The following is a 21552-nucleotide window of genomic DNA, read 5'->3' on the forward strand; positions in this document are numbered from 1 at the left end:
CGGGGCCGACTCGTCGTACAGCCGGCTCCACCAGTCGTCTTCGGTGGTAGGCCTGTTGGGCCTGTCCCCCTGCTCACTCATGCCCTTATTGTCGACCGCGGTCCGGGCCAGAAAACGGGCATTGACGAAAAGACACCCGCCAAAGGTCCGCCGGGCGGCCCAACCCCCCACGGGAAGGACGCCCGGCGGACCGGTCGTGATCGGCGCGTCTGCGCGTCAGCGCACCGCGTAGGCGTCGATCACGAGCTGGGTGACGGAGTTGCCCCGGGCGTCCGTCAGTTCGGTTCTCAGGGTGACCGCCTTGCCGGCGGCGCCCGCGTGGTTCACGGTCGCGTTCCAGGCGCCGTCACCCTGTCGTTCGGTGGCCGCCGCCGTCCAGGTCTGCCCGCCGTCGTACGAGTACGACAGCTTCGCGCCGGTGAGTGCGCCCGGCCGGTAACCGGCGTGCCCTGTGGCGCTCAGGCCGATCCGCAGGCCGTCGCCCGCGGCGACGGTCTTGAGGCCGTCCTCGGGGAGTTCGTAGCCCGGGAAGAGGAGCGGGATGCCCTGGGAGTACACGTTCTCGTCGAGCTTCGAACGGAACTTCCAGGTCGTCTCCAGACGGGTGGACCGCTTCCACACCGCGGCCGGCGAACCGACCTTCATCGTCGTCAGGGTCAGTTCGTAGGCGGCGTCGCCGGCCGGGACCTCGTAGGCGCCGAAGGGGTACGCGGTCCGTCCGATCTCCTCGCCGTCGCGGACCAGACGGGTGTTGCCGATGTCGCCGAACGACCCGGCCGTGCCGACGTGTTCGCTGTCGCCCCAGAACGCGGGGGCCACTCCGAGGAGGTTGCCCTGACGCTCGGCCGCGAGGGCCTGTTCCCCTGTCGCGTCGAGGGGCGCGGCCGGGGCGAGGACGCCGCCGTACCAGCTCTCCTCACGCCGTTCGCCGGCCTTGTAGGCGCGGGCCGGGTCGGACAAGTACTCGCCCCAGGGGAAGCTGGAGGACACGTGGTGCTCCCACCGGGTGTCACCGGGGGTGTAGAACTCGGCGCGTTCGCCGGGCGCCGGCACCAGGTCGACGCCGGAGACGGAGGCCTGGATGCCGCTGGGACGGTGGGCGACGACCACGTCCCGGTAGTCGGCGGTGACTCCCATCGCGTGGTAGGTGGTGTCGTTCCTGGCGAGCTTCGTGTCGCGCACCCGGTAGGTGCGGTCGGAGGCGACGGGACCGCCCTCGGGGAAGCTCAGGTTGTAGACGTACGGGCTCTTGGCGGTGGCCTTCCAGCGCAGGGAGACCGGGCCGTCGGCCAGCCGCTCGAGCAGGAGTCGTGCCTCCGCGGCCTCGATGCCGATGACCGGGTGCGGTGCGGTGCCGAAGCCGGTGGAGGGCAGGTACACGCCGGGCGCGTCACGGTGCACGACGACGGCGAGCGCGCCGGCCGCCTTGGCGTTGCGTGCCGCGCTCACGGCGCCCGCGCCACCGTCGGGGACGTGCACCAGGGCGAACTTGCCCTTGACGCCCGCCGCTTCGAGTTCCGCGGGGGTTCCTGTGCCCGCGTCGACGAGGCCCGCGGTGCCGGTGCCGTCGAGGTTGACCGATCCGACGCTCGCGGCGACGGGACGCAGTCGCGGGCCGCCTTCGACGGCGAGTTCCTCGATGAGCGGCGCGTAGGCGCGCCAGTGGCTGGCGAACTCGAAGTCGCCGTCCTTCGCCCGGCCTTGGACGTCGGCGTAGTAGCCGGTGACCGCGCGGCCGCCGCTGATGGTGCCGGAGTGCAGCCAGGTGTCGTCCCAGTTGCGCGCGAAGCCGAGCGTGCCGACGCGGACCTCGGACCTGCGGTCGGTCCCGATGCCCAGCCGGTGTGCCTCCCGCGCGTCGAGCACGACGGTCGTGTCCTTCGTCAGTTCGATCTCGGGGCGGCCGAGGTAACTGACGGTGCCGTCACCGGACGTGACGAAGGAGGAGAGGAGGTACGAGCCGGGGCGGAGCCGGTAGACCTGGTCGGCGGCGCCGTCGTTGAAGCGGCGCTCGCCGGTCGCGTCGTCGGTGCCTATGACGTCCAGCGAGGACGACCCGGCCGCCGGCTCACCCTGGCGGTCGACGAGCTTGACGCGCAGGCCGACCGTTTCCGGCTGCACGTACAGCGAGAACGGGGTGGAGACGGTGACGCCGTCACCGGTGGCGACGACGCGGCCGGTGACGTCCCCGTACTGGGCGCGTTCGATGCGCGCCGACGGGTCCAGCGTCAGGGGGACCTCGACGGTGGCACCGGCGGGGACGGTCACCGAACGCGCACCGAGCCTGGCGATCTCGGAGCGGACGGGCGAGCCGTCGTTGCCGGTCACCTTCCGCACGGCCAGGTCGAGGCGCACGGGCTCGTCGCCGCTGTTGGTGTAGGGGACCTGGACGGTGGTGCGGTCGCCGCGGTGCTGCGGCCAGTCGAAGGTGCCGCCCTGGACGGCGGGCGCGCCGGTCACGGTCGTGTCGACGGCCGCCTTGACGTCGAGCCGGCCACCGCCGGTCTCGCGTACGTCGCCGGGGACGGACGACTTGGCGGAGGACACCAGCGCGGCCTTGATCTGCTGCGCGGTCCAGTCGGGGTGGCGCTGCTTGACGATGGCGGCGGCGCCGGCGACGTGCGGGGTGGCCATGGAGGTGCCGGACATCGACCGGTACGCGTACGGGCCCCGGCCGCCCGCCGCTGCCGCGGAGATGGCGACGCCGGGCGCGGCGATCTCGGGCTTCAGTGTGTGGGAGACGATCGCGGGGCCCCGGCTGGAGAACTGGGCCGTACTGTCGTCACGGTCGACAGCGCCGACGGTGAGGACGCCGGGCACGCAGCCGGGCGACGAGACGGTGTTGTGCGACGGTCCCGAGTTTCCGGCGGCGACGACGAACAACGTGCCCTCGTTGCGGGCGAGTTCCGCGGCCGCGGTGCTCATGGGGTCGGTGCAGTCGGTCGGCAGCGGGCTGCCGAGGCTCATGGACACGACGTCGGCCTTCCGGTCGACGGCCCACTGCATGCCGGCGATGATCCAGGACTCGGCGCCGTTGCCGTAGTCGTTCAGGACCTTCCCGCTGAGCAGTTCCGCACCGGGGGCGACCCCCTTGTTCCTGCCGTCGCTCGCGGCGCCCGAGCCGCCGACGGTGGAGAGGGTGTGGGTGCCGTGGCCATGGCTGTCGCCGGGGGTGTCGGAGTCGGTGAAGTTCTCCGCGGCGGCCACCCGGCCCTTGAGGTCGGGGTGTTCGGCATCGACGCCGGTGTCGAGCACGGCGACCTTGGTGCCCTTGCCGTCGTATCCGGCGGCCCAGGCCAGGTCGGCCGCGACCTGCCGCGTGGAGCGGTCCAGGGTGGCCTCGACCTTGCGGTCCAGCCACAGCTTCTTCAGCCCGGAGGCGGACCGGGACCGGGTGTTCGTGACGTCGGCCCAGAAGTCGGCCGCCTGCTTCTTGTCGGCCTTGAGGGCGACTCCGCCGACGGCTCGCAGCACGAGTCCGCGCTTCGCGCCGCGCGGGACGGCCGGGGCGGAGCGGGCCACGTCGCGGCCGTAGGTGGCGATCAGCGGCAGTGCCGTGGTGTGCGCGTCGTCGTAGCCCTGGCGGACCAGCCCGGTGACGTTGAAGAGCTGCTCGTCGACGGTGCCGGCCGCCAGCGCGGCGACGGCGTCCTCCGGGTAGACGTACAGGTCCTGGCCGGATCGGCGGGTCTGCGTGGTGGCCGTGGTGCCGTCGGGACGCGGCAGTACGGTGGCGGACGGCGCGCCCGAGGCGTCCCGGCCGACGAGGACGCGGTCCCCGGTCACGAGCGTGACCGTGACCGGGCGGTCCCCCTGTCGTGCCGCGGCCTCGCTGCCGGCCGGCGGTCTCTTCTGGCTCGCCCCGTCCTGCGGCTCTGCCGCCGACGGTGCGATCGCCGTGACGGTCAGCACGGCGGCTGTTGCCGCTCCCAGTGCCGTACGCGTTATCGGGCGCATCGCTCTCCCCATCTGAATCCGGCCACAAAAGGGCACAAAGGCCCCGTTGCCGGAGGCTGTTGCTGCTGCGGTGGCCGCCACATTGGCAGAGCGGCGGCCGATGCGGGGATGATGTCCGCGGCGGGTTCACGCCGTGGCCGATTTCCGCCACGGCGGCGGACAGGCGCACGTCCGGGGAGGGGTTCCGTGCTGGGAGCGATAGGGCTCGACGAAAGACAGGAGTCGGCGTACCGCGCGCTGGTGGCGCTCGGGGCGGCGGAGATCTCCGATCTCGCGCACCGGCTGGCCATGCCGGAGCCGGACACGGAGCGGGCCCTGCGGCGGCTCGAGCAGCAGGGGCTGGCCGCGCAGTCGTCGGCGCGCACCGGCCGCTGGGTGGCGGCGCCGCCCGGTGTGGCGCTCGGCGCCCTGCTGACGCAGCAGCGGCACGAACTGGAGCAGGCCGAACTGGCGGCGGCGCTGCTCGCCGAGGAGTACCGGGCGGAGTCCGTCGAGCCGGCCGTCCACGACCTGGTCGAGGTGGTGACCGGTGCGAGTGCCGTGGTGCACCGCTTCGTACAGCTTCAGCTCGGCGCCACGGAGGAGGTCTGCGCGCTCGTCACCGGCAATCCCATCGCCGTCAGCGGCATGGACAACGATGCCGAGGAGAACGCCACGTCCCGGGGTGTGGCGTACCGGGTCGTACTGGAACGCGAGGTGCTGACGAAGCCCGACGGCATCACCGAGCTGTCGGCGGCCCTGAGCCGTGACGAACAGGTCCGGGTGGTCGACCGGGTGCCGACGAAGCTCGTCATCGCCGACCGCTCCCTCGCGATGGTGCCCCTGACCGGCCGCGGTGCGGAGCCCGCCGCGCTGGTCGTCCACGCCAGCGGACTGCTGGAGTCGCTGATGGGCCTCTTCGAGGCGGTCTGGCGTGAAGCGCTCCCGCTGCGGCTGGGGGCGCGCGGGATCGAGGAGGAGCTCTGCGGCCCGGACGCCACGGACCTGGAGATCCTTTCGCTGCTCCTCGCCGGTATGACCGACGCGAGCGTCGCCAAGCAGCTGGACCTGGGGCTGCGGACCGTGCAGCGCCGGGTCAAGGGGCTGATGGAACTCACCGGTGTGACGACCCGCCTCCAGCTGGGCTGGCACGCCTACGCGAAGGGCTGGGTGGCGCGCGACCTGCACGACCGCCTCTGATCCTGCACGCTTGGCATGTGGGCGTATGGCAGCTCCTGATGGTCGGCGGGGTGATGCTGCTGGGCCTCCTGGGGGTGATCGTCCCGGGGGTCCCGGGGCCGTGGCTGGTGTGGGCCGCCGTGCTCTGGTGGTCCCTGCACGTGCAGACGGGCGTGGCGTGGTTCCTGCTCGTCGGCGCCACGGCGGTCCTGCTGATCAACCAGGTCATCGTGTGGCTGCTGCCCAACCGCCGACTACGGGGCCTCGGCGTCACCCGCCGGATGGCCGCCTCCGCGGGTCTCGGGGCGCTGGCCGGCTTCTTCCTGATTCCCGTCATCGGCGCGGTACCGGGCTTCGTGGGCGGCATCTACGGCTCGGAACGCCTCCGGCTGGGCGGTCACGGCCCGGCGATGGCCTCGACCCGCGCGGTGATGCGCGCGGCGGGCACGAGCGTGCTGGTGGAGCTCATGGGGTGCTTGATGGTGGTGGGGGCGTGGGTGGGGGCGGTGGTGTCCGGCGGGTAGTCCCCCACCCCGCCCCTCCCCGAAACCGGGGCTCCGCCCCGGACCCCCTCCCGGGCAAGGTGCTGTTGCGGGCTGACGCCCCCGCACCCCCGCCCGGCAGCTCCGCGCCGCGAAGCCCCGGCGCCCGCAATGGCCCACCGACGCAGCAACGCCCCGCACGGGCAACGCCCCCGCGCCGAACCGGGCCACGCCCGGAAAAGCCGCACACGAACGGCGTCGCCCCCCGGACCGGGCCACGCCCGGGACCGCCGCACCCGGACCCGTCCGGGCGGCACCCCGAACCGGGCCACGCGCGGACGCGCCGCGCCCCAAGGGCCTCACGCTCACGACCCGGGCCACGCCCGGGACCGCCGCCCCCGGACACGCGCCACGCCCCAGGAGCGTCACGCTCAGGGGACGCGGCCAGGCCCGGAAACGTCACGCCACCGGGCCCGGGCGCGTCCGGGTGCTCAGCGGACGCGGCCGCGTTTGGCCTCCATGGCCGCGCGGCCCTGCGCGCCCTTCAGTTTCCAGTCGCGGCGGATCTCCGCCCGTAGCCGTGCGTCCGTCTTGGCCACGATCCGCTGGTTCTCCCGGATCAGCTTGCGGTAGCTGTCCAGCCGCCGCTCCGGCAGCGTGCCGTCCTCGATCGCGCCGAGCACGGCGCAGCCGGGCTCCGCCTCGTGGGCGCAGTCGTGGAAGCGGCACTGCGCGGCGAGGTCCTCGATCTCGGAGAACACCTGGTGGACGCCAGCTTCGGCGTCCCAGAGGCCGACGCCCCGCAGCCCCGGCGTGTCGATGAGGACGCCGCCGCCGGGCATGACGAGCAGGTTGCGGGTGGTCGTGGTGTGCCGGCCCTTGCCGTCGACGTCACGGGTGGCCTGGACGTCCATGACGTCCTCGCCGAGGAGCGCGTTGGCGAGAGTGGATTTGCCGGCTCCCGAGACGCCGAGCAGCACGCTGGTGCCGCCGGACACGATCGCGGTGAGGACCTCGACGCCTTCCCCGGTGGCGGAGCTGACGGGGATGACCTGGACGCCGGGCGCGGTGGTCTCGACGTCCTGCACGAGGTAGGACAGCCCGGTCACGTCGGGCACCAGGTCGGCCTTGGTGAGGGCGACGAGCGGCTGCGCCCCGCTCTCCCACGCCAGGGCGAGGAAGCGTTCGATCCGGCCGAGGTCGAGTTCGACCGCCAGCGAGACGCAGATGACGATGTGGTCGATGTTGGTGGCGAGCACCTGGCCTTCCGACCGCTTGGACGACGTCGACCGCACGATGGCGGTGCGCCGCGGCAGGAGGGTCCGTACGAACTGCGGGTCGCCGTCGGGGTCGACGGCCACCCAGTCGCCGGTGCAGACGACCCGCATCGGGTCGCGGGGCGTGACGAACTCGGTGTCGCCGCGCATCACACCGCGCGGCGTGACGAGGTCGCACTGGCCGCGGTCGACGCGTACGACGCGACCGGGCAGCAGGCCCTGGGCGGCGTACGGGGCGAACTCGGCTTCCCAGGCCGTGTCCCACCCGTAGGGGGCGAGCGTGTCCTGGGCGGCAGAGGTGAGGGAAGACGTGTGGGGCTGGGTGTTGGACAAGGGGAACCCTTCGAAGGGCGGCCCCGGCAGCGCGCGCTCCGCGCGCGGAAGTCGAGTGGGTGTCAGCCGGAGGCCACAGGAGTGGAAACAGTGATGAACCTCTGAACGCGGGCAGCGCCCGCCACCGTGACAGTCATCAATGTCCTCACCTCCTGCTCGTCGTCCCGACGAACCAACCAAAGCAACACAGGTTACGAACCAGCACTGTTCCCCGGGCGCGGCACATGCCGCGGCCCCGGAACGAGCAGAACGATAACCGGGCCCCGGGGCGGGGCGCCAGCGATTATTTCCGCCGGTCCGTGCGCGCCGGATCCTGGTGCCCGGCGGTCCGTCGTACCGGGTCCGACGGCCTCGTCGCCCGCGTCGGAAATCGCCTTGACCGGCCCTTCGGCCCCGCAGTTTGATCGGCGCAATCGGACTGCGCCCGTCACGGGGGAAGTTGTGGATGACGTCTTGATCTCCGGCGCGCTGGCCGGATTCGGAATCGCCATGCCGGTCGGTGCCGTCACCGTCATGATCGTCACCCTGTCCGCGCAGACGTCGCTGCGTACCGGTCTCGCGGGCGCGATGGGGACGGCGACGGCCGACGGGCTGTACGCGCTGATCGCCGCGCTGACGGGTGCCGCGCTCGCCGGCCTGCTCCGGCCCGTGGCGGGCCCCATGCGGTGGACGGCGGCGGTCGTGCTGCTCGCGCTCGCGGCGAAGGGACTGGCGGACGCCGTCCGCCGCTCGCTCGATCCCGGGTCCGTGCGGCAGGTCGAGGAGAAACGGCCGTTCAGCGTCTACCTGCAGTTCCTCGGACTCACTGTTCTCAACCCGCTGACCATCGTCTACTTCTCCGCACTGGTGCTGGCGCTCAGGAACGACGACTGGCCCCCGATGGGCGGCTTGATGTTCGTCGTCGCCGCGTTCGCCGCCTCGGCGAGCTGGCAGGCGCTGCTCGCCGTCGGCGGTGCGCTGGTCGGTCGTGCCCTCACCAGCGACAAGGGCCGCCTGGGCACGGCGCTGGTCGGCAACGGAGTGATCATCTTCCTGGCGGCCCGTCTGCTGCTCGGCGGCTGACCGGGCTGTCGTTCAGCGGCCGGCTCCGCCCGCGGCGGGCGGGCGCCCGGTCCGGGTCCATTCGAGCACCTCGTCGGCGGTCCAGGTGTTGACCACGCGCTCCGCCGGCACACCGCACTCCTCCGCGCGGGCGCAGCCGATGATCTGCCAGTCGAGCTGTCCGGGCGCGTGCGCGTCGGTGTCGACGGCGAAGAGGACGCCCGCCTCTACGGCCCTGCGCAGCAGCCGGCGCGGTGGATCGCGCCGCTCGGGGCGGCTGTTGATCTCCAGGGCGGTGCCGTGCTCCGCGCAGGCGCCGAAGACCTCGTCCGCGTCGAACTGCGACTCGGGCCGGGTGCCGCGGCCGCCGGTGACGAGTCGTCCGGTGCAGTGACCGAGAACGTCGGTGAGCGGGTTCTCGACGGCCCAAACCATCCTCCTCGTCATCGCGGCGGAATCCATGCGGAGTTTGGAGTGGACGGAGGCGACGACGAGGTCGAGGCGGTCCAGCAGTTCGGGTTCCTGGTCGAGGCTGCCGTCGGGGAGGATGTCGCACTCGATGCCGGTGAGGAGCCGGAAGGGCGCCCACTCCTTGTTGAGTTCGGCCACGACGTCGAGTTGGGCGCGCAGCCGTTCCGCGGTGAGTCCTCCTGCGACGGTGAGGGTGGGCGAGTGGTCGGTGAGGACGGCCCATTCGTGGCCGAGCGCGGCGGCCGCACGCCCCATCTCGTCGATGGGGCTGCCGCCGTCCGACCAGTCGGAGTGCAGATGGCAGTCGCCCCGCAGGGCGGCGCGCAGGGCGCTGCCGCCGTCGGCGAGCGGCCCGCCCGCCTCTTCCTCGAGTCGCTCGAGGTACGCGGGGGTTCCGCCGGCGAGGGCTTCCTCGATCACGCGGGCGGTCTTGGGGCCGATTCCCTTGAGCTTGACGAGCGTTCCGGCCTCGGCACGGTCGGCGATCTCCTGCGCGTCGAGTTCGGCGAGGGCCGCGGCGGCGGTACGGAAGGCGCGTACGCGATAGGTCTCCGCGAGTGAGCGCTCCAGGAGAAAGGCCACCCGGTTCAGGGCCTCGACCGGTTCCATCGTCACCTCCTGGGGTCCTCAGCTCAGTGAACCCCGATGCCGGCCGCTCGTCCAACGCGGAGCGACGCAGGCGTGAACACCGTCACACCTTTCAATCAATGGTTCAAGAATTCGCACGCCTTATATTCAATTGATCAACTACCTCGAACGTCTTTCTTCGGCCGATTCGAGGAGCTACTGAACCGCTGGTCAGCATCGCCCCACCGGTCACCGCCTGCCCTCGGAGCATCACCCGACGTGACCGAAACCGTGCACAGGGCCAAGCGTTCTTCACCGCGTTGAGCAAGACTCCCGTCCGATTTCCGAAACAACGACCCAGGGGAGTGTTCGAAATGCGGTACATCGCCAGAGGCCTCGCGCTCGCAGCCACCACCACGCTGGCCCTTGTCGCGGCGCCCGCCGTGGGCAGCGCGCACACCGCGCAGCCCGGCCCGGAGAGGCTGTACCCGCCGTCGGCCCTCGTGCTGACCGTCACGACGGGGGACGACGCCACGGCCGGAACGGTGCTGCGCGCGGTGACGCTCAGCTGCACGCCGACGGCGACCGGCACCCACCCCGCCGCGAAGGCCGCCTGCGCCGAACTCCGTGCCGCGGAGGGCGCCTTCGACGCCATCACCACACGGGATCCGAGCGTCGTCTGCACCAAGCAGTGGGATCCGGTGACGGTGACCGTGGACGGCGTGTGGAACGGCACGCGCGTCGAGTACGCCCACACCTTCGGCAACTCGTGCATCAGGAGCAGCGGCAGCGGCGTGCTCTTCGACTTCTGAGGCGGCCGGGCGGGCCGGGCGGCCACGGCGGGATGCCGTGGCCGCCCGGGGCTCACACGCCCGGCGGCATCCGCGAGGGACGGCCGGAGCCGCGCGTGAGCACGTAGCCGCCGATGCCGGCGAGCGCCGCGAGCAGACCGCCCGCACCGGTCCAGATCCAGCGGTCGGACCAGCGGCCGGACGACCAGTCCAGGGCCGCCTGTTCCTCGTTCCGCCGTTCGTCGGCCGAGACGCCCGGCACCAGCGGTTCGGCGAGCGCACCGTCGACCGCGTACGCCCCGCCCGCGTCCTTGGACACCGCCTCGACCTCGGCGGCGACGGGGAGACCGAGGTCCTCCTCCGGGAGGGCGGTGACGGTCAGGCGTACGTAATAGCTGCCGGGCAGCGGGTCGTCGGACCACGGCTCGGCCAGCGAGCGGACGGTCCGCAGCGTGCACGACAGCTCCACCGACGAAGCCTCGACGGCCGCCGTCCGGGCCTGCATGCCGTACATGCAGGCCTGGCGGCGGCGCAGTCCGTCGTAGACGTCGATCCGCCACGTCGAGGCGCCGTGCCGCTCTGCGGATTCGGGCAGCGTCACCCTGGCCCTGACGGTGGGGCGCTGCTCGGCATCGGCGGGGAACACCCAGTACAGGTAGTCGCCGCTCGACGCGTTCGCCGTGGCCTTCTGGTCCTGCTCGACCGGGGTGGCCGTACGGAAGGAGGTACCGGCTTCCGTGGGGGCCCGGTCGTCACCTTCGACTCCGGGGGACGGGTCGGCCGCGAGGGCGGCGGCCGCCGGGCCGAACAGTGCGGCGGCTGTCAGTGCGCCGGCCGTCAGTATGCGTGGGATACGCATCAGTTGGTCCTCCAGACGGCGATGCGCCAGCGTGAGACCCAGCCCCAGAGCAGGCCGGCCACGAAACCGGCGACCACCAGGACACCCAGCAGCCACCAGCCGCGCCCGAGTCCGAAGGCGGCCACGTCGAAGGCCGTTCCAGGTGCGTCGACCACGTCCACCGTGAGTTCCACGGGCAGTCCTGGCTCGGTCTTGACGGCGGGCGGCGCGGAGAACGAGTTGCTCACCTGGAGACACACGGTCTCCGCGGCGGGCTTGACGCCGTCGGCGTCCTCGAGCTCCGCCTTCGGGTAGCGAAGACCGGTCGAGATGAGATCGGTACGGCCGTCGCCGGCCTCGGAGCCGCGGACGATCTCACGGCCGTGGACGGTGACGGCGCGCAGCAGCACGCCGTAGTCCTTGTTCACCGCGCGGTCGGCGCCGACGCTCACGGAGGCGCGCAGCTCCTGGCCGGGCAGCACGTCCACCCGGTACCAGCGGTGCTCGCCGAACTTCTCCCGGTCCGTGTACAGACCGGGCTCGAGCCGCGGAGCGTCGGCACACTGCCCGGCGCCCCGCGTGGCGACGGGCGTGACCACCGGGTCCGCCGCGCGGTCGACCAACTGGCTCACCCGGTCGGAGAGTTCGTCGGTGTGCTGGACGGACGTGTACGTACCGCCGGTGGCCTCCGCGATACACCTGAGCTGCGTGCGGGTCTTGGCGTCGGGCACCAGGCCGAGGGTGTCGATGACGAGATGGATGCCCTTGGCCGCGATCTCCCGCGCGACCTCGCACGGGTCGAGCGGTGCGCAGGTGTCCTCGCCGTCGGTGATGAGCACGATCCGGCGGGTGGCGTCACCGCCTTCCAGATCCTCCGCCGCGCCCAGCAGCGCCGGGCCGATCGGTGTCCATCCGGTGGGCGCGAGGGTGGCGACGGCGGCCTTCGCCTCCGTCCGGTCGAGCGGCCCCACGGGGTAGAGCTGCCGGGTGTCCTTGCAGCCGCGCTTGCGGTCGTCGCCGGGATAGTCGGCGCCGAGCGTGCGGATACCGAGCCGCACCTCTTCCGGCACGGCGTCGAGCACCTCGTTGAACGCCTGCTTCGCGGCGGCCATACGGCTCTTGCCGTCGATGTCGCGGGCGCGCATCGATCCGCTGACGTCGAGCACCAGCTCGACCTTGGGGGATTCCTTCGCCACCGGTTCGTCGGCGGCGGCGATCCCTGTCGGGAACAGCCCGGCGACCAGGACTGCGAGGAGCACGCAGATCCGGGCCGCGGGCCGTCTTCTTATGATCATCAGCGGATCGTATTGACGATCTCCAAAGGAACCAAAACGAGGCCGCGTTGGGGCGCCGCACGACCGGGTCCGCTGCGCCGGGCACGCTCCCCGCCGCCGCGGAGCGGGCGCGTACGGCATGGGGTGCGCCGCTTCCCCGGTGGCGCGGCCCTACAGGTACCCGTAGGGCCGCCCGCGGGCGACGGTGTGCTGCGCCGCCCGGGCGCGGGGGCGGAGCCGGACGGAGGTCAGTCGACCGTCGGTGCGGCGGCGTACTCCTCGTCGGTGACCGGGGTCAGCCAGTGCACGACGTCGTGGTCGGCGTCGGCTTCGTTGATGGCCGGATGGACCATCAGCCGGTTCGGCGCGGCGCCGTGCCGGTGCTCCTCGTCGGCCTCGAACAGGACGCGGTCACCGGGCCGGATGACCTCGATCGGTCCGCCCCGGCGCCGGCACAGGCCGACCCCTTCGGTGACGAAGACGGTCTGGCTCAGCGGGTGGCGGTGCCAGTGGGTGCGCGCGCCGGGCATGAAACGCACCAGCGCGGCGCTGACCCGGGACGGGGAGGGTGCGGCGGCGACGGCGTCGATGCAGACGTCGCCGGTGAACCAGTCGGCCGGACCCTTGAGGGTGTCGCCCGGACTTCGGGTGATCTGCAAGATCCGCTTCTTTCTCCGTGAGCGTCATGGGCTGCCGGGCACGGCCGGGCCACTGCCTCGCGGGGCCGCGAGGGCGACGCGCCCCGGACGAGCCCGGGGTCAGGGCTTGAGGAGTGCCTTGACGGCACGGCGTTCGTCCATGGCCTTGTAGCCCTCGGCGACCTGCTCCAGCGGCAGGGTGAGGTCGAAGACCTTGCCCGGGTCGATCCGGCCGCTCAGGACGCGCTCGATCAGGTCGGGCAGGTAGCGGCGCACGGGGGCGGGGCCGCCGCGCAGGCCGACGTGGGAGAAGAACAGCTCCTGGCCGTCAACGGCGACCTCATGGGGGACGCCGACGAAGCCGACGTTGCCGCCCGGCCGGGAGGAGTGCAGGGCCTGCCGCATGGCCTGGGCGGTGCCGACGCACTCCAGCACGCTGTCCGCCCCGATGCCGTCGGTGAGGTCCTTGATCCGGGCGATGCCCTCGTCGCCGCGCTCGGTGACGATGTCGGTGGCACCGAACTCCCGGGCGAGCTTCTGACGGGACTCATGGCGGCTCATCGCGATGATCCGCTCCGCTCCCATCTCCTTCGCGGCGATCACCGCGCACAGCCCGACCGCTCCGTCGCCGACCACCACGGCGGTGGATCCGGGCCGGACCTCGGCGGCGTCCGCCGCGTACCAGCCGGTCCCCATCACGTCGGAGACCGCCAGCAGGCCGGGCCAGAACTCCTCGTCCGGCACCTCGTCGGTGGCGACCAGGGTGCCCTGGGCGTTGGGGATACGCACGTACTCGGCCTGGCAGGTGCTCATGAACTCGCGGTGCAGGCAGTTGGACTGGAAGCCGTTGCGACAGTTGGCGCAGGTGTTGTCCGAGGTCGCGAACGAGCCGACCACGAACTGCCCGGGCCTGACCGCGGTGACCTCGGCCCCGACCTCCTCGACGAAACCGACGTACTCGGGGTGCCGGTAAGAACCCTGTCACCAGCCGCAAACGGCGGTGATCAGTCCTCGGACCTGGTGGGTTGAGGCAGTTCTGGCGTGCTCGTCGCCTCAGCGAGTGCGAGGCGACCGCCCTTCAGCTCGGGCACGTAGTTGTAGATCGTGTTCCTGGAGACGCCGAGGAGCTTCGCGATCGAGGTGACGGTGTTCCCCGGGCGGGCGAGTAGGTCGCGGGCGTGACGTACCTGCTCCTCGGTCATCGCCGGCGGGCGGCCGAGCCGGGCGCCGCGGGCGCGGGCGGCATCCAGGCCCTCGTTGGTGCCCTGGACGATGAGTTCGCGGATGAACTCCGCAAGGGCCGCGAAGACGTGGAAGACCAGGCGCCCGCCGGGCGTGGTCGTGTCGAGCGCCTCGTGCAGCGAGGTGAACCCGATGCCGCGCTTGCGCAGGCCGGACACGATGGCGATGAGGTCCTGGATGGAGCGGCCGAGTCGGTCCAGTGACGGGACGACGAGTGTGTCGCCCTCGCGCAGGAAGTCGAGGGCCTTCCGCAGTTCCTCGCGTTCGGCGTTCTTGCCGGACTTCTTGTCGGCGAAGATCCGGATGCATCCCGCATCGGTGAGTGCGTGGATCTGTCGGTCGAGCAACTGCCCCTTGGTGGACACGCGTGCGTATCCCACGAGGTCGCCGGTCCGTGCGGCCGGAACGGGGGCTAGGAGATCGGCGGTGTCGTCATCTTGGGGTGGCTGCACCCGCCAGATCGTACAGAAAACGGTGCTCCTCAAGTTCTTGAGCACATCGATTTTCTGACACCGTTTTATGGGCATGATCCGGCGTCGATCCAGCCGCGCACTGCCGCTTACCGATCTCGCTCATCAATCGGTCGATTGCTGGGCAAGATCATCACCGCATGAGATCTCGGCAGCGGCTACAGCAGACCAACCAGGTTGGCGAACCATCGTGCAGGCCCCGGCGAGCCTGTGAGCCACGGCACCGTGAACCCGGCGAGGAAGCCGATTGGTCCTCCGATCAAGGTCAGCGCGAACGCAGCGTAGAAACCCAGCGCCGAGCTACCAGCATCTATGTCCGTCAGTTCCAAGGACAAGATCGTAAGGATGACCCCGAGGGGCACCATCAGCCCGAGCCCCACAACCAGGAACACTACAAGTTTCCAGATGGCCGGTCCGGGGTCGGCCTGTACTCCCGCCGTGAACGATGCCGGGACAAGCCAGGTCATTAACGGCATCAGAAGGGCGTACGCAATTCCGAGCAGTGATTTCCAGAGACTCCCCCGCGGCCCCGACTTCGGGGGAGTCCCGTGATAGTGGACCTCGTTGGCATGACCAAACGCCAGACTTCCGTTCGAGGCGATGATGCTGCGTAGCACAGAGGTACTGGTGGGCTGTGATTGTGGCGGGCTTGGGGTGGCCGGTCCGTTTAGCCCTGGGACGGATCCGGCACCTGAGGGCGGCCGATGCTGGCCCCTCCAGAGATCGTGCCAGCAGCAATCGAATTGTCTGTGGCGTTGATGTTGATGATGTCCCTGCCAGCGGCGAGGCCGCCAGTCTCAGCGGACGTTCCGCCTGCGGCTTGGACGTGTTCAGCGAGTAGAGCACGCAATTCTTCGGCTGCCGTCTCCCGCTGGCTGTCGTCCAAGCTTTCCAGCAACGCAGTGAACCAGGTCTCCCAGGATGCTTCCTGGCGGATCCGTGCGCGCTCTGCCTGCTCCGCGTCGGCGGTCTCCAGCGCCGCTGCGGTCTGGTCAAGGCGCTCCAGTTCGGCGCTCTCACGCTGAGGGTTTCCTCGACCGAACCAACGAGCCACCTGCTGGCGGAAACCCATCCATGCATCTGTGCTTGCGGCCTGCACCACCGCAGTGCCCCCCGCCGCAGCAAGCGCGGTCATCGCCTCCGACAGCATCCTCGCCCATCCTCCTGAGAGATCAGATTTGCCCTGGGGCGCGGCGACAACCGGCGCCTTCGACACATCACTCCATCAGATACGCGTCGCCGTTGTCCCTGGTTCCGTCAAGAGGACTCCCTCTGTCGGCGTACGGGGGCCGGGCACGACGACCTCAGTGAGGTTGAGGCGCGCATCCATATCGAGGTTCACCTCGCCGTAGGGCCGGACCTGGGACCAGAACAGCGGGTCAGGCCGCGCCGGTCGGCGGGCGTGAGCAGGTCCGCCCACTCCGGTTCACCGAGGATGTCCGGGAGCATCAGGGTGTTCACGTAGACCAGGGCCGATTGCAGGATGCGCAGGCACAGCACGAACATCTCCTGCTCGTCGCGCCGGTTCGAGGCGATCTCCCCGCCCTTGCCGTAGGCGATCACGGAGTTCGCGCCGTTGGAGGACTCCATGACGTTCAGGCCCTCCTCGATCTCCCGCTGAAGGTCCCGGAGCCGCAGGTAGCGGGCCACGAAGATGGTCTTCTGGGCGCGGCCGACCTCCAACATCGCCGCGTAGGTGGGGTGGGAGGCGTTGCGGGTGAAGCGGCGCAGAATCGCCTCGGTGGACGCGGTCCGAGTCCGGATCGCGGTCGCATACTTGATCATCTGGTCGTACTGCTGGGCGATGAGCTCCCAGCGGATCGGCCGGGTCAGCGCCGGGGTGAGCTGCGGGTAGGCGCCCGGTTCGCCGGCCACCGGCCGGTACAGCTTCACCTTGTTGATCCGCTTGATACGCGGCAGCAGGTCGAAGCTCAGCAGCCTCGTGACGCCGAAACCGATTTCCGACTGGCCATGGCTCTCCGTGTAATTGGCCTCGACATCCATCGTGGTGCCGTGCCGCATCGCGCCCTCGATCATCGCGGCGACCTCGGAGGCGGTGCAGTTGATCAGCTGGGAGTGGATCGCCAGGGACTTCTTCTCCACGTGCCAGTAGATGAGCACCCCGCGCCCGCCGTAGCGCGAGTGCCACTCGGTGAACAGGTTCTGGTCGTAGGCGCGCACGTGCGTGGAGTCGGAGGCGACCGCGGTCGAGCCCTGGCCCCACAGCTCGGCGCTGCGGGCGGCGAAGGTGGCGTTCGCGATCTGCACGGCGATGGCGCGGGCCGACTCCGCCGACAGATACCGGCGCCGCACGTACCGCAGCTCGTCCTCGGTGTGCCCGTGGCCGCCAGACGCCACGGCCTTGATCCCGGTGTTCGTGCCGTACGCGTAGATCACCAGCAGCAGTCGTTCGGCCAGCACCTCCGGCGAGAGGCTGCCGCCGCCGGAGACGGAGGTGACCGCGTCCAGGCAGCCGGTCCGCAGCACCGCTTCCTTCAGCATGTCGACGAGCGGCACGATGCCCCACCGCCTCTGCACCTCGCCCTTGACCCTGCGCAGGTTGCGCGGCTCTGGCTGGGCCTCGGCCGCCGCGAGCCGGATCGCTCCGGACTTCCGCTCGGCGATGTCCAGCCAGGACAGCTTGGGCATCTGATCGTTGAGCAGGGTCAGTTCGGCCGTCATCTGCTCGCGCAGCTCGTCGACGAACACCGCGGCGTCCAGAGGCTTGCGCAGCTCCCGGTAGTTCTCCGCCCGCCGGGCCTCGAAACCCTGTGGCAGGTCCTCATCCGGGTTGCGCCATTTGTCGGCGCCGACCACCCAGATCTCCTTGCACTTGAGCTGGTCGCGCAGGGCCTGGAAGGCGACGACCTCGTAGACCATGCGCACCACCCGGTGCCGGCCCCGCTTGTCGGCGCGGTGCACCACCTCCGCCCAGCCCCCGCCCATCGCCTTGTGCACCGGCACCGTCTCACCCAGCGGGTAGTACGTCGTGTTCCCCGCGCTCGCGTACCGCGCCACCAGTGACAGGGCCTCGATCACGGGCCGGTGGGCGTGGTTGGAGGAGCGGAACTCCAGCACGCCCAGCAGCTTGATCAGCCCGCGCCGGTAGTGGTTGGTGTACGACGCCTTCAACGTGGTCTGCACCGTCCGCCGGTAGACCGGCCCGCGGGTCTTGAACTCGTGCACCAGCTCCCGCAGCGTCGTCTCGCCCCCGGACACCGCCGGGAAGACGACCTGGCGGACCGTTCCCTCCGGGGTGCCGAGCGATGCCTCGGCGAGCTTGAAGAGGATGTTCTCCTTGCCCGACACCTTCTTGAACGCGTTGATGAGTTGCTCGGTGACCTTCCTCTCCGCCCGCGCACCGATCCGGTGCACGGTAGAGATCAGCAGCTCCACCAAGGTGTCGGTGATCTCCCGCTCCCGCTCGTGCAGCAGCGCGGCCAGCAAGGTCACCCGTAGTGGGACCGGGTGGGTCCGAAGGTGGGAAGGCGACTCCACCGCAGCCCGCGCCCGCTAGCCGGACACGATCTTCGGCGCGACGTCGATGAACAGATCCCGTGGCAGACCGATCGCCCGCACCGCCAGCAGCTTGTCGATCTCGGTGAGCATCGTCTCCAGGCTCACATTGCCCGGAGCCTCCTTGACCTTCGCCAGCACCGGCGGCGCGTCCTCCGCGCCGCCGCCCGCGGTTCCGTCGTCGTCCTGGTCGTCGGTGCCACCCGCCACCAGGGCCACGATCCGCTCCACGCTCTCCGCGGTCAGCCGCGAGGAAATCAGAACAGTCAGCGACTCCTCAGCCGTCCGCAGAGCAGCCGCCACGATGCGGTCGCACCGGCCCGTCGTGGGCGGCTCGATGCTCTCTGTGCGGCAACGCGCCAGCAGTTCCACCCGGACCTGCTCGGGCCTGCGTTCCTTGTGCGCGACGTGCTCGGCCAGATACTCCGTCAGCTTCTCCGCATCCGCGACGCTGCACTCACGGAAGCCCAGGTGCTCCCGGATCTGTGCACGGTGGTACTCGACCGTGCGGCCCGTCCAGTCGTAGGACTCCAGCTCCGAGGCGGGAACCTGCACCTGCCGGGCGACGAACTCCACAGCCTCACCAGGCAGCTCTGCCCGGTTCCGGGGAAACCGGCCGTACTGCGTATAAAACTTCAGCAGCACGGCGAAGCCCAGTCGCGTCGCACCGCGCTTGCCGGACACGAGCGCCTGCTCGTCCTTCAGCAGCGTCCAGTGCTCGACGAGGTCATCCAGGTCCAACGGAGTACGGGCCACGATCGCCGATCGTCCTCGCAGAGCTTCACTCACCGCAGCCGTACGGCCCGGGACTCACCCACATGGGTGACACCGTTGCAAGATCACCGCCGTTTGCGGCTGGTGACAGCGTTCTTACCGGCACCCCTACTCGTGCCCCATCGGGTGCGCCTCGTCGGTCGCGTCCAGGCCCCGCCAGGGCCACAGGTCGGATCCGCACACACAGGTGACCGCCGTGCGGATGATCGCATCCGTCGGCTTCAGGATCATCGGGTCGTCCAGGGTCTCGAAGCGCACATCGCCGGGGGCGTGGATCACTGCTCCGCGCATGGGGAAGTCCTCACGTTCTGGGAAAGAGGTCCGGGGCGGCCCGCGGGCCGCCGCGACCGTGTGCAGGTACGGGCCGGGGGACGCGTCAGGGCCCCGTTGTCCTACGCGCGCTGCCCGGCCGGGTCTCCCCCGCGTGGCGGCTGCGCCGCCCCGGGAGGGCCCGCACTCCAGGTAACCGGCCGTCCGTGCGGTCAGCGAGTCACCAGCGAAAGGTGTACCGCCAGTACATCCCTCCCACGGCGGGCAGGCCGTACGGTCGAAGACATGGACAACCGTGAGGAGGTCCGCGAGTTCCTCACCTCGCGGCGGGCGAAGGTCACCCCGGAGCAGGTCGACCTGCCGGCCGGTTCCCGGCGGCGTGTGCCCGGGCTGCGCAGGAGCGAGGTCGCGGCGCTGGCCGACATGAGCGTCGAGTACTACGCGAAGCTGGAGCGCGGCAACCTGGCCGGCGCCTCCCCCGCCGTCCTCGAGGCCGTCGCCCGCGCCCTGCGACTGGACGACGCCGAACGCGCCCACCTCCTGAACCTCGCCCGGGCCGCCGACGGCTCCGACGCCGTCACCCGCCCCCGGCGACGCGCCGCAGCCCGGCAGTGGACCCCGCACCGCAGCCTGCAATGGACCCTCGACGCGATCACAGCGGGGCCGGCGGTCGTGTGCAACGGCCGGCCGGACATCCTGGCGGCCAACCGTTCCTATTCAGTGAGCAGGAGTGAGTCTTGGACCCATTCCTGGTCGCTGCGGGCGCCCCGAACGGTGTTGGATGCCCTGGTTGCCCGCGTTCGTTCCGCGTTCGGGGGCACGCATCGTGTGCGTGGTCCGGGGATGCGGGGGCGGGCTTCCTCACGCCCGAGGGTGCCCGGGCCGGCCTGGACGGTCCGATGCCCCGCACGATCGCTCTGGTCGTGCGGGGGCGGTGTCGTCCGTCGCCGGATCGGGTGCCCTTGGGCGCGTCTGCCGATCGCGATGCTCGCGGCATCGTGACGGCTGGTCCTACGGGTGGTGCTGGTGAGGGGCTTCTGCCAGTGCTGCGCTCCCCACTTCGACGTGTAGGCGGGGTCGACGGCGATGATCGTGATGCCGGTGGCGTCGGCCATGGAGGTCAGGCGGGCGCGGAGCCGTCCGGTGGGCATGCCGGAGATCAGCTGCCGGAACCTTCGCCTGCGGCCGTGCTTCTCCCTGGTCTTCTCGGCCTGGAAGTCGAGGTCCTCGACCGCGATCGCCTTCACGCCGCAGGAGTGGGCCCAGTGCAGGAGGCGGGTGAGGGCGTGCCGTACTTGGGCGTCGCGGTGGGGGGCGGTGCCGGTCAGGGTGTAGAAGAACCGGCGTGGATCGCCGCACGGGTTGCCGTGGGTGTCCAGGCGCCAGGCGGCGAGGTGGTCGGCGTTGGTGTCCACCCCGATCACCCCGTGGGCGAGGGCGGCCTCCAGCGGAACGGCCTGGGCGGCCGGGATCTGCCAGGAGGCGGTCACGTACCAGCGGTCGCGTCCGGTGTCGTGGTGGACGCGGTAGGCCACCGCCCGGTTCGCGACCACCCGGTCCGCCCACTCGGAGCCCCGGTGCGCGAAGGAGACCTTCGTGGCGAGTGCGTACCGGCCGTGCGCGGCGTTCGCCAGATGTGCCAGCGGTGCCGGGAGCTTGATGCTGACGTCGCCTTCGGGGGTGATGCGGATCGTCTCGTTGCCGAACCTCTTCCCCGACTCACCATCCGCCTGCAGGAACCAGCGCTCGGCCTCCCACCGCCGGCGCCACTGGGCTGCGGTCAGCCCCGCATCGGCAAGGTGATGCCGGGTACGGGCCAGCCGTCGGCCGCCGCGCACCACACGCACCCGGCCCGCGTCCCTCTCGGCCCGCACCCGCCCCAGACGGTCCTCCAGCACCCGCAGACGCCGGGCCTTGGCATGCCACTCCCGCCGCGAACGGTAACCACCCGGAGCACGCTTCGTGCCCTTCGCCCCGACCGGCAGCGACAACCGGTGAGCGATCGTCCTGATCCCGGCTTCGAGGCCCTGGATGTGGGCGGCCTGCCCGCGCCGGGCCAGTGCCCACTGATCGTGTGTGGCCTTCGTGATCGACCCCGCCCACCGCGACGACGACACCCCCGTCAACTCCCGCTTCCGGGCCGCCCACGACTCGGCGGAGTGCTCCAGACCCTCCACACACCGCGCCTTCAAGTCCCGCGAGGCCAGCGACCCGAGATGCGCACCCACCAGCCGCAACACCTCCTCATCCCCGGCCGTCAGGCCCTTGAGCCGGGTACGCACTGCCACACCCGAAGGTCCGGTGACCACGAACGGCGCCGCCACCTCCCGCAGACCACCCACAGTGCCCACCCCCTCCGCACCGGACCACACACACCCGCCACCACCCCCAACGACCACCACCCGCAAAGGTCACCCATTCGACACACGAACCCCCGTCCACCCCGCGAGACC

General features: G+C 71.1%; 16 protein-coding genes and 3 pseudogenes. 5 read left to right on the top strand and 14 right to left on the bottom strand.

What is annotated here, in order from left to right; genetic code table 11:
- Nucleotides 1-216: 216 nt before the first annotated feature.
- The gene (locus SPRI_RS07920) at nt 217-3957 is read right to left on the bottom strand and encodes a S8 family peptidase (RefSeq protein WP_053556812.1); all 3741 of its coding nucleotides are present in this window, start codon (nt 3955-3957) and stop codon (nt 217-219) included.
- Nucleotides 3958-4143: 186 nt separating this feature from the next.
- Here SPRI_RS07920 and SPRI_RS07925 point away from each other — a divergent pair, with 186 nt between their 5' ends.
- Both SPRI_RS07925 and SPRI_RS07930 read left to right on the top strand, forming a co-directional pair.
- On the top strand, nt 4144-5136 hold the full coding sequence (locus SPRI_RS07925; protein WP_005310195.1) for a helix-turn-helix transcriptional regulator: 993 nt from the start codon (nt 4144-4146) through the stop codon (nt 5134-5136).
- A 17-nt stretch (nt 5137-5153) separates the two neighbouring features.
- Complete coding sequence (locus SPRI_RS07930; protein WP_053556813.1) at nt 5154-5639, top strand: DUF456 domain-containing protein; 486 nt, start codon at nt 5154-5156, stop codon at nt 5637-5639.
- A 449-nt stretch (nt 5640-6088) separates the two neighbouring features.
- On the opposite strand, the gene rsgA is transcribed toward SPRI_RS07930, so the two are convergent.
- Complete coding sequence (gene rsgA / locus SPRI_RS07935; RefSeq protein ID WP_005310199.1) at nt 6089-7207, bottom strand: ribosome small subunit-dependent GTPase A; 1119 nt, start codon at nt 7205-7207, stop codon at nt 6089-6091.
- A gap of 441 nt (nt 7208-7648) precedes the next feature.
- Here rsgA and SPRI_RS07940 point away from each other — a divergent pair, with 441 nt between their 5' ends.
- Nucleotides 7649-8269 carry a LysE family transporter gene (locus SPRI_RS07940; protein WP_005310201.1) on the top strand — a complete coding sequence of 207 codons (621 nt, stop codon included), beginning with the start codon at nt 7649-7651 and terminating at the stop codon, nt 8267-8269.
- A 12-nt stretch (nt 8270-8281) separates the two neighbouring features.
- Here SPRI_RS07940 and SPRI_RS07945 read toward each other — a convergent pair whose 3' ends face one another.
- The gene (locus tag SPRI_RS07945; protein ID WP_005310203.1) at nt 8282-9328 is read right to left on the bottom strand and encodes a PHP domain-containing protein; all 1047 of its coding nucleotides are present in this window, start codon (nt 9326-9328) and stop codon (nt 8282-8284) included.
- A 332-nt stretch (nt 9329-9660) separates the two neighbouring features.
- Between SPRI_RS07945 and SPRI_RS07950 the strand changes: the two genes are divergently transcribed.
- Nucleotides 9661-10098, top strand: coding sequence for a subtilase-type protease inhibitor (locus tag SPRI_RS07950; protein WP_005310205.1), 438 nt, complete (start codon nt 9661-9663; stop codon nt 10096-10098).
- Nucleotides 10099-10150: 52 nt separating this feature from the next.
- On the opposite strand, the gene SPRI_RS07955 is transcribed toward SPRI_RS07950, so the two are convergent.
- The 10 genes and pseudogenes from SPRI_RS07955 to SPRI_RS08000 form a co-directional block, all read right to left on the bottom strand.
- Complete coding sequence (locus tag SPRI_RS07955) at nt 10151-10936, bottom strand: hypothetical protein (protein WP_037773429.1); 786 nt, start codon at nt 10934-10936, stop codon at nt 10151-10153.
- The gene (locus SPRI_RS07960; protein WP_005310209.1) at nt 10936-12210 is read right to left on the bottom strand and encodes a VWA domain-containing protein; all 1275 of its coding nucleotides are present in this window, start codon (nt 12208-12210) and stop codon (nt 10936-10938) included. The genes SPRI_RS07955 and SPRI_RS07960 overlap by 1 nt, the downstream gene beginning before the upstream one ends.
- Before the next feature lie 227 nt (nt 12211-12437).
- A complete protein-coding gene (locus SPRI_RS07965) occupies nt 12438-12848 on the bottom strand; it encodes a (R)-mandelonitrile lyase (protein ID WP_005310211.1) in 411 nt (136 codons plus the stop codon).
- A gap of 99 nt (nt 12849-12947) precedes the next feature.
- Nucleotides 12948-13793: pseudogene (locus tag SPRI_RS07970) on the bottom strand (zinc-dependent alcohol dehydrogenase family protein); the annotation flags it as partial.
- A gap of 38 nt (nt 13794-13831) precedes the next feature.
- The gene (locus tag SPRI_RS07975; protein WP_037773430.1) at nt 13832-14521 is read right to left on the bottom strand and encodes a recombinase family protein; all 690 of its coding nucleotides are present in this window, start codon (nt 14519-14521) and stop codon (nt 13832-13834) included.
- A 176-nt stretch (nt 14522-14697) separates the two neighbouring features.
- Entirely contained in the window at nt 14698-15006 is a 309-nt protein-coding gene (locus SPRI_RS07980) for a hypothetical protein (protein WP_158685145.1), read from the bottom strand.
- 200 nt (nt 15007-15206) lie between these two features.
- Entirely contained in the window at nt 15207-15689 is a 483-nt protein-coding gene (locus tag SPRI_RS07985; protein ID WP_005310217.1) for a hypothetical protein, read from the bottom strand.
- Nucleotides 15690-15877: 188 nt separating this feature from the next.
- On the bottom strand, nt 15878-17992 hold the full coding sequence (locus SPRI_RS07990) for a Tn3 family transposase (protein WP_234020347.1): 2115 nt from the start codon (nt 17990-17992) through the stop codon (nt 15878-15880).
- A 60-nt stretch (nt 17993-18052) separates the two neighbouring features.
- Nucleotides 18053-18811 (bottom strand): DUF4158 domain-containing protein, encoded by a 759-nt coding sequence (locus SPRI_RS38795; RefSeq protein ID WP_199782702.1) that lies wholly within the window; start codon nt 18809-18811, stop codon nt 18053-18055.
- Between the two features lie 129 nt (nt 18812-18940).
- Nucleotides 18941-19120 (bottom strand): annotated as a pseudogene (locus SPRI_RS08000) (IMP dehydrogenase); the annotation flags it as partial.
- Nucleotides 19121-19384: 264 nt separating this feature from the next.
- Here SPRI_RS08000 and SPRI_RS36965 point away from each other — a divergent pair.
- Nucleotides 19385-19807 (top strand): annotated as a pseudogene (locus SPRI_RS36965) (helix-turn-helix domain-containing protein); the annotation flags it as partial.
- A 5-nt stretch (nt 19808-19812) separates the two neighbouring features.
- On the opposite strand, the gene SPRI_RS08005 reads toward SPRI_RS36965, so the two are convergent.
- Nucleotides 19813-21441 carry an IS200/IS605 family element transposase accessory protein TnpB gene (locus SPRI_RS08005; protein ID WP_005310220.1) on the bottom strand — a complete coding sequence of 543 codons (1629 nt, stop codon included), beginning with the start codon at nt 21439-21441 and terminating at the stop codon, nt 19813-19815.
- Between the last annotated feature and the right edge of the window lie 111 nt (nt 21442-21552).

This window comes from Streptomyces pristinaespiralis (assembly GCF_001278075.1).
Taxonomy (GTDB): domain Bacteria; phylum Actinomycetota; class Actinomycetes; order Streptomycetales; family Streptomycetaceae; genus Streptomyces; species Streptomyces pristinaespiralis.